Source organism: Nostoc sp. 2RC (assembly GCF_014222165.1).
GTDB lineage: Bacteria > Cyanobacteriota > Cyanobacteriia > Cyanobacteriales > Nostocaceae > Nostoc > Nostoc linckia.
In genome coordinates, this window is record NZ_JACKZU010000265.1 from 1 (window position 1) to 11,629 (window position 11,629).

Consider the following 11,629-nt stretch of genomic DNA (forward strand, 5'->3'; position numbering starts at 1 on the left):
ATGCTACAGATGGATTTTCAGAATCAAAATGTACAAAGCAATTCCTAATCCAAAATCTAAAATCTAAAATCCAAAATCGTATAAGGAATTTAAAACCTTTCCCCTTTACCCTTTAAAGAGCTAAGTTCACTTGACAAACCACTAGTTTCAACGAGTAACCAAGGTGCATAAGTCCTGACTTTGTTGCCTACATTAAGACACCTGCGCCAGCAGACTTCGATCGAGAGATTTGCCTAAAATTAAATCCTCTGTTTCACCTACTATTAACTCCTGATGGAGTTCCATAAAGTATGCAACGTAAAGCCGACCAATGTTACGTATGTGTTCCAGGACTTTTTCATCATCTTCAGGAGTTTTGAGGAGAGACACAAGGACATCCCACACAAAATCGTCATGGTCATCTTTGAGATCCAGGTTGACATGTCCTCTGGCTCCGACAATTTTGTCTTTACCAAGAATTTTTGCCAAATTATCCAACCATTGCGGTTGAGTCTTGACTGTTGTGTATTCCACGAAGTAAACGCTTGAAATCAAAGCTAGGGGACTATCTTTGTATTCAATATCAAAGAGCAAATATCCCATAAGCAACTTCGTTGAGAGCATTGGCTCTTGCAAATAAATCGCATCTTTAGATACACCTACAGCCTCAAGATCCCTGACAAAGAATTCACTATCGTGAAGCATTTCCTCTTCGGTGTATTTAGCCCATGCTTTGGCTTGAACTGGATCGTGCTTTGTGAAGTACCGGATAGCTAATGCATCAACTGTACGTTTTAACCGTAACCGCAGGATAGTTTCAATGTTGTGCCGTTTGTAGTAATCCATATTGATTTCCGATCCATTCAACATGTGTTGAGAGAACGGAACTTCTGTATAGAACTTTGCAATCATTGAATCTAGGAGTGCGTCTACACGCGTTCTGAGTTCTGGTCTTTTAGGCTGACCAATAGGTTTTTTCATTTTTGGTAGAGTTAACTATTTTCAATGGTTTGAGAACTTTGGAAAAGGTGGAATTAGAAATTTTTTTCTCGTTGCATCCAAAAATTGGTATTCTTCTAATCCCGACCATCTGTGAATTTCACCTTAAGTTAGTGCATTTTGCTCTGACTTAAGTTGTGTTAAATACAATATCTCGTTGTTGATGCTATACCAACTTATCTGGTAGTAAATCCTATACCAATCTTATCGGCTAAAATGTAACGCAAGATACATTTTTTTGATTTATCTTTTGAAAAAACTATTCAAGTGAATAGGTTTTTTAAATCTAGCGATCGCTTTCTACTTTCACTTGTTGCTTTTTGACAAATGCTAATTTTTGTTGCACAGCAAAGGCTAAACCTATTGCCAGAAAAATTCCACCTACTCCTTGATTTTCTGGTATCGAGGTAGTTCTAGCAGCAGTGAAACCGTAGTTTGTTAGTATTTTTTGTCCAATTGGTGAAAGGATATATTCGGCTAATTTTGTTCCTTCCGGACTAGCATCTTTAAGTACAGTCAGTCCATAATCAGCTTTAACTGCTAGGTTTTCAGGTAGTTCTACAACTTGCAGATTAGAAGATTGTTGGAGGGCTGAAAGAGCAATCGTGTAGTACGACAAATAAACATCTACTTGCTGCGTATCTTCAAGAAAGTAAACTAAGTTAACTCTTCCAGGTGGAACCGATGGAGAATTAGCACCACCGGACAAACGTAGGGCCTTTTGGTTCAGGTGTTGAAAGCTACCTGGGTTAATTGCATCGGCTTTGCGAAACACCTCCTGTGTGTAATCCCCTAAAGGATCTGCTAAAGGAGTTGAAGTACCCAATCTGATGTTTGGGTCTAGCAGTTTGCTCAATAAGTTATCCGATGTTAGTGACAAATCCGATCGCGCAACAGCAACCAAACGATTGCTTGCAAATGTTTCTACAGGTTGACTTAAACCTTGTTCAAACAGTCTCAGTGGGTTATTGATATCCGCACTTGCAAAAACATCTGCGGATTTCCCTGTCTGTGATAACTCTTGTTCTATGAGTTCTCGTGTTAAACCAGATGGGCCAAATCGGGTTGTTACCGGAATTTTATACTCTTGGGTAAAAGAGTTAGCGACTTCTGTGAGACTATTGTTCAAACTACCCGCACCGTAAAGAGTCACAGCCAAAGTTGGATGAGGCAAAATGAGACTCAAAGTACTGGTAGTCAGCCAGATGGTGACTAAATGCTTTTTCATCACTAATTAAGGGACTTCCAAATAAAAGGGAGTCTTGACGATTGACGGTTGACGGTTGACAGTTAACAGTCAACGCTTTAACCGGAATAATTGATGTTTTGGATTTCCATGACTCAAGCCTTGCTGATACACTTCGAGTAGTTTATTAATATTCAGCACCAACAAAGATATGTAGTCAGCGAATTATCAGATCGCGAAAAGATTCAAACTATCTAACTGCTCCCTGATTTGTAAGGTTGGATTTGGTTATTGCATGTGATTTTTCAGTTATGAGTATATTACCAATAAAGTTGGAAAAATCGAGTCAGCACGAATTTTAATATTTCTTAATTTCAAATCAGTTAGCATATCCTACGCATTTTCCCCAATGCCCAACTTCAACAAATAATCTTGCTGCCTTAGTGCTGAGTGAGTAAAAATTCAGGTAAGCAGGTCAACTTAATTAAACATAAAACAATGGTAGTAGCGTGACTGGGCTAAAAACTCTTGTGGGGTGGGCAGGAAAGCCCGCCCGGACGGGTGAGGACACCCATCCCACAATAAAATCTATTGCAACATTTAAGACTTGCCACGCCGCTACATTTATTGACATCTACGTATTACGTTTTTTTAGGTTGAGCTACTTATTTCTTGTTTGAGTTTTCATAAAGTCATGGTTTAATCACGTAGTTGAATTGATTTTTTCCAACTAAGTTGGTATACTAACTTCAAGAAAAATACAAATGCGTATAAAAAAAATACGCAGTAAATAATGAATAATTCATAAACTTGTTTGAGCATTAGTTAAGCTACTCGACATTTTTTCAGTGCATGTATGCTTTCTGTTGGCTGTTAGCTGTGGGTAGCTCACAAACCTTACGAGTGACTATGCAATAAATACAGTAAAATTCAGCACTCAGGAATAAAATACCCTTGATATCTGGGTAACAAACTTAGCTTGGTACTTTACCAATTTGAAAGCTGCTGTATGTGTTTTATGTTTCCAAAAATATGGGTGATTCATCATGAAAAAGCATTTGCTTGCCGCTTCGCTGACTATATTCCTTGTTCATATTACCCAGATAAAACAGACTTTAGCAGCTACACTAACTACACCGGATGAAGTGACTTTATACGCTGCGGGTAGTTTGAGGGGTGCGCTATCAGAAGTTGCTAGTGCTTTTACCCAGGAATTTGGCATTCCAGTGAAAACAGAATTTGCTTCCTCTGGTTCATTGAAAGATCGTTTATTGGCGGGGGAAAAAGCAGATGTCTTCGCTAGTGCTGATTTAGGTAACGCCATTACACTGAATCAAAATAACTTAAGTGGACAAGTCAAAACCTTTGCCGAAAATCCCATCTATGCGATCGCCACACCTGAAGTATCATTGACAACAGAGAATCTTTTAAATAAATTTCTCGATCCTAATGTTAAATTAGGTATTTCCAAACCTGTAAGCGATCCCTTGGGAGATTATGGAGTCGAAGTATTTCGCAAAACCGAACAACTTCGTTCAGGTAGCTTTGCCCAACTAAATGGCAAGGCTGTAATATTATCAGGAACATTACCCCCGGATAGGAATAGTCCAGGGGGCAGCATAGTGTATTATCTCCAAGATATTAATAAAGCAGACATTTACTTGGTATATTACACCAGTGCTTTATCCGCTCAACAAATTTCACCAAGTCTTGAGATAGTGGAATTGCCAGATAGCTTAAAAGTTCAAGCTGACTATGGTTTGACAGTACTTAAAGATGCTAATCCTGGAGGTGCAAAACTAGCTGATTACATCCTGTCACCCAGTGGGCAAAAAATTCTTGCAAAGTATGGATTTAGTAGTCCAAAATCTGTTCCCGAACCCCAAGGAGTTGGAGGAATTTTACTTGCTTTGAGTGTGGCTTTTGCTTTACAGAGAAAGTTAGCTCTCAAACAGCAAAAAGTTGAAGTTACCGAACTGTTGTAAAATCAGTTATTCGACCAAAGTATTTGAAACCTTTCCCCTTTAACCGAACCGTATTGCGTGTCAGCCTAAATCATCCCATTATTCAGCAACGCCAATTGCTACTAGCTATCTCCACTAACTACTGATTCCGGTTCTTGGTGAACCGAAGGCGTTTGTGTAGGTGTTAAAGCTGGTAAGTATACTGTAAATTGAGTACCTCTACCTGCTTGACTGTAAAGATTGATAAAACCACCATGATTTCTAATGATGCTTAGGGCTGTGGAAAGTCCTAAACCTGTACCTTTGCTGACATCTTTGGTGGTGAAAAATGGTTCAAAAATCCGTTGTTGTACTTCCGAAGACATACCCATACCAGTATCAGTAACCACGATGGCAATATAAGAACCCACTTTGGCATTAATATTAATCTGGGCAGAATGTTCGCTAATAACAACATTTTCTGCTACGATTTTCAAGGTACCGCCATCGGGCATAGCATCGCGGGCGTTGACGGCTAAGTTCATCAGCACTTGATGTAGTTGAGTTGCGTCTCCCCTGAGGTACCAAAGATTTTTGGGAATATCTATTTGGCAGATAATAGAATCAGGAAATGTTTGAGCGATGATTTCCTGGATTTCTGTTATTAGAGGGGGAATTTCGATGATTGTGCGTTTGTTTTCAATCCCCCGTGCAAAAGTCAAGATTTGCTTGAGCAAATTAGCGCTGCGCTTAACGTTATTTTCTAGGGTTTGTAATATTTTCTGGCTTTGGGTGTCAGGAAATTTTTTTTGCAACAACTGAACTGACATTAAAATCGGCGATAGTAGATTATTCAAGTCATGGACGATACCGCTAGTTAGAGTACCGATACTCTCTAAACGTTGCGATCGCAAAAGTTGAGCTTCTAATTGTTTGTGCTGTGTAATTTCGGTATTCACGCTCAAAATGGATTTGAGTCGTCCATTATCATGCTGTAACAATATCCACCGACTTTCAACAATAATTTCCTTACCTTCTTTTGTTAGTTGATACAATTCACCCCGCCATTCACCAGTATTTATGACACTTAAGTAAGCATCTTCAAACTGTGGTGAAGTTCCTTGATACAAAAGTTGCTGAACATTTTTACCTACAGCTTCCTCAACTTTCCAACCGTAGAGACTTTGGGCGCTTTGATTCCAAAATAAGATTTGGTTGTGGATATTTTGTACTATAATTGCGTCTTTTGCTACATCTAGTAGTAACTTTTGTTCGCAAATTTTCTCTTCTGCCTGCTGGAGTTGTTTAACGTAATTACACAATAAGTTATACAATAACGTTACCAACAGCAAATGTAAAACAACAGTCATTAAAAATCTGATTACAGCTTTTTGGGAAATTGCTTGAGACTCCTGTATCTGTCGCTGTAATAAATTTTGCTCTGTTTTTAAAGATTCAGAAATTAGCTGTTGAATTTCTTTGCCTATTTGCTTGTCTTGTTTAGACAAAATTATTTGTTTAGTTGCTGCCAATCCCTGATTTTTTCTTAAGTAAATTTCTTGTTGCAGGGTGTTGAATTTGCTACTAATTTTTGACTTTAATAAATCAAACCACTGTTGCTGTTGAGGATGATTAGCAATTAATTGATTGAGGTTGTGGAGATGGCGATCGCTGTCTTTATACCCCCGATAATATGCTGTGAGAGCTTCTATATCTGATGTAATTAAATAATTCCGTTGGGCAGTTTCAGTATCTTGTAGAATACTTTGTATAATTTGCAGTTGAGTAATAAATTTGTGAGAGTATGTCACAGATTCACGATTATCAATCAGCTTAATAGTGCTGTCATAGGTAATTAGAGTATTAGTAAATACAATTGATAATGCCAAAATAAATATTGCTTTGTGCTTTTGGACTCTAGACCATTTTTTCATCATGCGATCGCCCTTTTGTTGCCCATGACCTCCATGAGTGATAATTAGGCATTGAAAACAAATACTGAGAGTATTTGAACCAGTAGGAAAACACGGGTAATAAAATACAAGCTGTGAAAGTTGTAAATTTCTTTAATTTTGGGGATAATCATGTATACACAATAATTAAAAACCAAACCGCCAGTTTTTAATATATATTAATTTTTGAACTAACTAGCTGCTATTTGTTATGAGTTATTGTTAACTAATCAATGATAAATGACAGTTAATGGTAATGGCGATCGTAGCCATAAAAAATTGCAGATACACACCTGATTTATTGCTTATTTCAAAAATTAGGGTATATTCCCGATTCATATTTTGTAGTGACATTTTATGGTGAATTCCCCAATGGAAAGTACCTACAGTAATTCTATTTAATTTAAAAAAATATTGGTCCTGGCACTCACCAGTCAAGGTGTTTCAAATTTCAACAACTATATCTTTGCTTGTTGGCTGTTGACCGTTTACCGTTAGCTTTCAACAAACTTCATAAGTGATTATGCTATTTAGATATGTCTTAGGGACTGCCAAGTAAAAAAATATTCCATTACTATTTAGGACTTACGCAAAAGTATGAATAAACGAACCGCAAAGGACACATAGACACAAAGTGGCTTCCCGCAGGGTAGGGCACGAAGTTATAAGAGTTTGAGAGAGTTCTTGCGTAAGTCCTAACTATTGTTGACTGTTGACTGTTGACGGTTCACAGTTAACCCATCCACTGGAATAATTTATTTTTTGGAGTTCCCTGAGCTTAACAGTCATCAGTCAACACACTGCTATATATTGTTTGGCGTAATTATTGACATTTTTGCAAAAACATGTTGATAATTATAGTTTGTGGAAACTTTACCTCTTAATATAAACGCTTGGCTAACGTAATTGTCATAGGTGCCCAATGGGGCGATGAAGGAAAAGGTAAAATAACAGACTTGCTCAGTCGGTCAGCAGATGTTGTGGTACGTTATCAAGGGGGTGTCAATGCTGGACACACAATTGTAGTCAAAGGTCAAACCTTTAAACTGCATTTAATCCCCTCTGGTATTTTGTATCCGGATACTGATTGCATTATCGGCTGTGGCACAGTCATCGATCCACAGATTTTGATAGCAGAACTCGACCAACTAAAAGAATTAAATATTTCCACTGACCACCTGCTGATATCTGAGACAGCCCACGTAACGATGCCTTATCATCGGTTGATAGAACAGGCATCAGAAGAACAACGGGGAAGCCATAAGATCGGCACTACAGGTAGGGGCATTGGTCCGACTTATGCTGACAAATCTGAACGTACAGGTATTCGGGTTTTGGATTTGATGGATCCCGATGGGCTACGGGAGCAGTTGGAGTGGACGATTAATTATAAAAACGTCATTTTAGAAAAGCTTTACAACTTGCCGCCTCTAAATCCACAAGAGGTGATTGAGGAGTACTTGGGGTATGCAGAACGCTTGCGGCCTTATGTCGTTGATACATCAATAAAAATATATGATGCAGTTCAGCGACGGCGGAATATTCTATTTGAAGGCGCACAAGGCACACTCCTAGATTTGGATCACGGAACTTATCCCTATGTTACCTCCTCCAACCCTGTAGCCGGGGGGGCTTGCGTTGGTACGGGGCTAGGGCCGACAATGATAGACCGGGTGATTGGGGTATCCAAAGCCTACACCACCAGAGTGGGAGAAGGGCCATTTCCCACAGAACTGGATGGAGAACTGGGAGAATTACTGTGCGATCGCGGTGCCGAATTTGGCACAACCACCGGACGCAAACGGCGTTGTGGTTGGTTTGATGCCGTCATCGGTCGTTATGCCGTGCGAATCAACGGCATGGATTGTATGGCACTTACTAAACTGGATGTCCTCGATGAATTAGAAGAAATCCAAGTTTGTATCGCCTATGAAATAGATGGCGTCCGCAGCGAACACTTCCCCACCAGTTCCCGTCAATTTGCCAGATGTCGCCCCATTTATAAAACCTTACCAGGATGGAAAGTGTCAACAACCCACTGCCGCACCCTGGAAGACTTGCCACAACAGGCACTGGACTATCTAAAATTCTTAGCAGAATTAATGGAAGTCCCGATCGCGATCGTTTCACTAGGAGCTAGCCGCGATCAAACCATTATCGTAGAAGACCCCATCCACGGCCCCAAACGCGCTTTATTGCACGCCGATGGCACACCCGCCTCGTTGCTGAGTGCGTAGGGAGTGGGGACTGGGGACAAGGGAGACGAGGCAAGGAGCAGGGGAAAATAATAACTCCCCAGTCACCAGTCAACAGTCAACAGTTAACAGTTACCACTCCCAATGCCCCATGCCCAAATGACAAATGACAACTGACAAAGGAAAGTTCTATGGCGATTACAGTTGAATGTAAAAAGCGACCAGAAGGTAGCAAGCCCAAAGCTTTGCGCCGTTCTGGAGAAATCCCGGCAAATTTATACGGTCACAAAGGTACAGAATCAATTTCTTTGACCATTGATGCCAAAACCGTTGAGCGCTTGCTTAAAAGAGCTTCAGTCAACAATACTTTGATTGACTTAAAGGTTACCGATGTACCTTGGCAGGGTCAAGCTTTAATACGGGAACTGCAAGTTCATCCAGCAAAGGGTACGCCTTACCACCTGAGCTTTTTTGCAGTTGCGGGTCATGGCGACACCACTGTAGAAGTACCACTGCGTTTTGTCGGAGATGCTATTGGTGTTAAACAAGAAGGTGGTGTACTAGACACTGTTGTTACCGAATTGCAAGTCAGTTGTGCCCCTGAGAACATCCCAGAGGTAATTGAAATCGATGTCGCTAACCTGAAAATTGGTGACACTTTACATATCAGTGATATTTCTTTTCCTCAGGGTGTAACACCTTTAGCTGAATCAGAACGAGTTATCGTCAGCGTTCTACCACCGCAAATTAATGCTGCTGCTGAAGAAGAAAGCGAAGCAGCTTCTTGATGGCGAATGGGGGTGAAAACCCTCGTTTACCCACAAAATCCTTGTTGGAGACGTTGCATTGCAACGTCTCTATGTTTTTTTGAATAGCAAATTGGTGTTTGCTTGGTTTACAGAATTGCCATTCGGTAAACTATGTAATAATTTTTGATGTTACCAGGGGAAACTCTGGTTTTTCTATATTTGAACTGCAAAGGCGCAAAGAACGCAGAGGCTAAGAAATGACAGAAGTAACTCTTCCGGCTTTAATTAAGCAAATGTTGGAGCCTGGATTTTATCCCCACGAGGTAACAGAATCTATTCAACTCATTCAAACTCACGTTTCTTATGTGCTGCTGACTGGGGATTACGCTTATAAGTTGAAAAAGCCCGTTAATTTCGGGTTTTTGGACTTTTCGACTTTAGAGAAGCGGCAGTATTATTGTCAGGAAGAGTTACGGTTAAATCAACGGGGAGCAGGTGAGTTATATTTAGAAGTCTTGCCCATAACTCTGGTAGGGGGGCAATACCAACTAGGGGGAACAGGAGAAGTAGCAGAATATGTGCTGAAAATGCGTCAATTTCCCCAAGAATCACTATTAAGCACGATTTTTGAACAAGGTCAGTTACGTGAAACACTCTTAGATGAGTTGGGACGGATAGTGGCTCAATACCATGCCAAAGCCGAGACGAATGATTATATTCGCGGTTTTGGTGAAGTGCCAAATGTCCGAGCCGCCTTTGATGAAAATTATCAGCAAACTGAAAAATATATCGGTGGCCCCCAGACTGAGGCGCAATTTACACAAACAAAGGAATATACAGATCGGTTTTTTGCCGAACGTCCAGAATTATTTGCTAGCAGAATCCACAACGATTATATTCGTGAATGCCACGGGGATTTACACCTGAGAAATATTGCTCTGTGGCACGATAAAATTTTGCTGTTTGATTGCATTGAATTTAATGAGCCGTTTCGGTTTGTGGATGTAATGTATGATGTGGCATTCACCGTGATGGATTTGGAAGCACGGGGACGCAAGGACTTGGGTAATGCCTTTTTGAATGCTTACATCGAGCAAACTGGAGATTGGGAAGGTTTACAGGTATTACCGTTGTATTTAAGCCGCCAAGCTTACGTGCGAGCCAAGGTAACTTCATTTTTGCTAGACGATGCCAGTGTACCCCCAGCAGTGAAGGAAGAAGCAACACAAACTGCTACTGGCTATTACAAACAGGCTTGGGAGTATACTAAACCAAAACAGGGACAACTCATTTTGATGTCGGGGCTGTCTGGTTCTGGTAAAAGTACAACAGCGAAACTTTTAGCTCGTCAACTAGGAGCAATTCACCTGCGTTCCGATGCAGTGCGGAAGCATTTAGGCAAAGTTCCACTGTGGGAGAAAGGGGGCGATGATTTGTATACACCCGAAATGACAGAGAAAACTTACACCCGCTTGTTGTCACTGGGGATTATACTGGCTAATCAAGGTTTTGATGTAATTTTAGATGCCAAGTATGATAAACAAAAGTTACGGCAAGAAGCGATCGCCCAAGCTACAAAAAACCAACTTCCTCTCCAGATTATCCAATGCACAGCACCCCTGGAAGTTTTGCAAGAGCGCTTAAATAAGCGCACTGGTGATATTGCCGATGCCACTGCCGATTTGTTAGACTCACAACTCAAGCAAGCTGAACCCTTCACCGAAGAAGAAAAAACATACGTAAAGATTTTGGATACAACTCAGCCACAAGAGGCACTATTAAAAGCGGTGATTCCCTAATAAGTGTGCCAATTTTAGATTTTAGATTTTAGATTTTAGATTAAAAAGAACTTCAGTACTTCTGTAAAGGAGCAACCTGTAGACGCTGTTCCTAGTGAATCCAACAAATCCAAAATCCCAAATTTAAAATCCCATACTTTATGATTTGCTGAAGCTGCACTGTTTCAATCCAAAATTCCCCTTGGATTCCCCAAAATCTCAAAATCCAAAATTGATTATGGCAGACAAAAAAAACGACTTTTTTACTATTTCTCCTAGCTTCTTTTCTCAGCTATTATTTGGCGCATTTTTAACATTTATATTAATCATGACCGGTTCGCCAGTCCCCCTAAGCATCTTCTTAGGAATTTTGGGGGGCTTTATCCTCACCTGGATTACAAGTGCAACCAATAATAGTCCTCAACCTCCAACAGTAGCCTCCTCTGATGGCGTTGATACAGGATTGAAATACTGGTTATTTTTCATGCTTGGTTTTGTATCTTTGGGATATCCAGCACCCATGAGTATTTTCCTGGGTGCAATAGCCGCCTTGGGTGGAGGATGGATTACTGCTTGGTGGGGAAGTAAAGAAGAAGCTAAAACTCAATTGGAAGTTGAAGAATCAGAAGAAACTGAAATTCAAGAATCCAACCAAAGGATCAACAACCGCCAAAGAAGAAGCCCCCCCCGCCGTTCCCGTCGTACCAGTGGAAGTATTAATTTTAGGTTTTGGCAAAGATAGGGATTGGGGATGGGGCTTTAGGAAGGGGGAAAGGGAAAGGGGTAAGGGGGAAAGGTTAAATTTATCCCTTTACCCTTTACCCTTTAACCTTTAACCTTTAACCTTT

The 11,629-nt window shown here is 40.3% G+C and carries 8 protein-coding genes; 5 read left to right on the top strand and 3 right to left on the bottom strand.

Annotation, left to right across the window (positions count from 1 at the left end):
- Positions 1–192: 192 nt before the first annotated feature.
- Together GNE10_RS24465 and GNE10_RS24470 are read right to left on the bottom strand one after the other, a co-directional pair.
- Entirely contained in the window at positions 193–825 is a 633-nt protein-coding gene (locus GNE10_RS24465; RefSeq protein WP_221642977.1) for a hypothetical protein, read from the bottom strand.
- A gap of 439 nt (positions 826–1,264) precedes the next feature.
- The gene (locus GNE10_RS24470) at positions 1,265–2,206 is read right to left on the bottom strand and encodes a substrate-binding domain-containing protein (protein ID WP_185567431.1); all 942 of its coding nucleotides are present in this window, start codon (positions 2,204–2,206) and stop codon (positions 1,265–1,267) included.
- Between the two features lie 1,004 nt (positions 2,207–3,210).
- Between GNE10_RS24470 and GNE10_RS24475 the strand changes: the two genes are divergently transcribed.
- Positions 3,211–4,149 carry an extracellular solute-binding protein gene (locus GNE10_RS24475; RefSeq protein WP_185567433.1) on the top strand — a complete coding sequence of 313 codons (939 nt, stop codon included), beginning with the start codon at positions 3,211–3,213 and terminating at the stop codon, positions 4,147–4,149.
- Positions 4,150–4,250: 101 nt separating this feature from the next.
- On the opposite strand, the gene GNE10_RS24480 is transcribed toward GNE10_RS24475, so the two are convergent.
- Positions 4,251–6,044: a CHASE3 domain-containing protein gene (locus GNE10_RS24480; protein ID WP_185567435.1), complete on the bottom strand. Its 1,794-nt coding sequence runs from the start codon at positions 6,042–6,044 to the stop codon at positions 4,251–4,253.
- Between the two features lie 908 nt (positions 6,045–6,952).
- Here GNE10_RS24480 and GNE10_RS24485 point away from each other — a divergent pair.
- The 4 genes from GNE10_RS24485 to GNE10_RS24500 all read left to right on the top strand — a co-directional run bounded on the left by GNE10_RS24485 (position 6,953) and on the right by GNE10_RS24500 (position 11,523).
- Positions 6,953–8,296, top strand: a complete 1,344-nt coding sequence (locus tag GNE10_RS24485; protein WP_185567437.1) for an adenylosuccinate synthase — start codon at positions 6,953–6,955, stop codon at positions 8,294–8,296.
- Between the two features lie 149 nt (positions 8,297–8,445).
- On the top strand, positions 8,446–9,042 hold the full coding sequence (locus GNE10_RS24490; RefSeq protein ID WP_185567439.1) for a 50S ribosomal protein L25/general stress protein Ctc: 597 nt from the start codon (positions 8,446–8,448) through the stop codon (positions 9,040–9,042).
- A 218-nt stretch (positions 9,043–9,260) separates the two neighbouring features.
- The gene (locus GNE10_RS24495) at positions 9,261–10,802 is read left to right on the top strand and encodes an AAA family ATPase (protein WP_185567441.1); all 1,542 of its coding nucleotides are present in this window, start codon (positions 9,261–9,263) and stop codon (positions 10,800–10,802) included.
- A 217-nt stretch (positions 10,803–11,019) separates the two neighbouring features.
- A complete protein-coding gene (locus GNE10_RS24500) occupies positions 11,020–11,523 on the top strand; it encodes a hypothetical protein (RefSeq protein WP_185567443.1) in 504 nt (167 codons plus the stop codon).
- The last annotated feature ends 106 nt before the right edge of the window (positions 11,524–11,629 follow it).

Bases quoted from the DNA above. Each gene is read 5' to 3' on its own strand.
- GNE10_RS24465 (WP_221642977.1), bottom strand. From the start codon at position 825: ATGGATTACTACAAACGGCACAACATTGAAACTATCCTGCGGTTACGG.
- GNE10_RS24470 (WP_185567431.1), bottom strand. From the start codon at position 2,206: ATGAAAAAGCATTTAGTCACCATCTGGCTGACTACCAGTACTTTGAGT.
- GNE10_RS24475 (WP_185567433.1), top strand. From the start codon at position 3,211: ATGAAAAAGCATTTGCTTGCCGCTTCGCTGACTATATTCCTTGTTCAT.
- GNE10_RS24480 (WP_185567435.1), bottom strand. From the start codon at position 6,044: ATGATGAAAAAATGGTCTAGAGTCCAAAAGCACAAAGCAATATTTATT.
- GNE10_RS24490 (WP_185567439.1), top strand. From the start codon at position 8,446: ATGGCGATTACAGTTGAATGTAAAAAGCGACCAGAAGGTAGCAAGCCC.
- GNE10_RS24495 (WP_185567441.1), top strand. From the start codon at position 9,261: ATGACAGAAGTAACTCTTCCGGCTTTAATTAAGCAAATGTTGGAGCCT.
- GNE10_RS24500 (WP_185567443.1), top strand. From the start codon at position 11,020: ATGGCAGACAAAAAAAACGACTTTTTTACTATTTCTCCTAGCTTCTTT.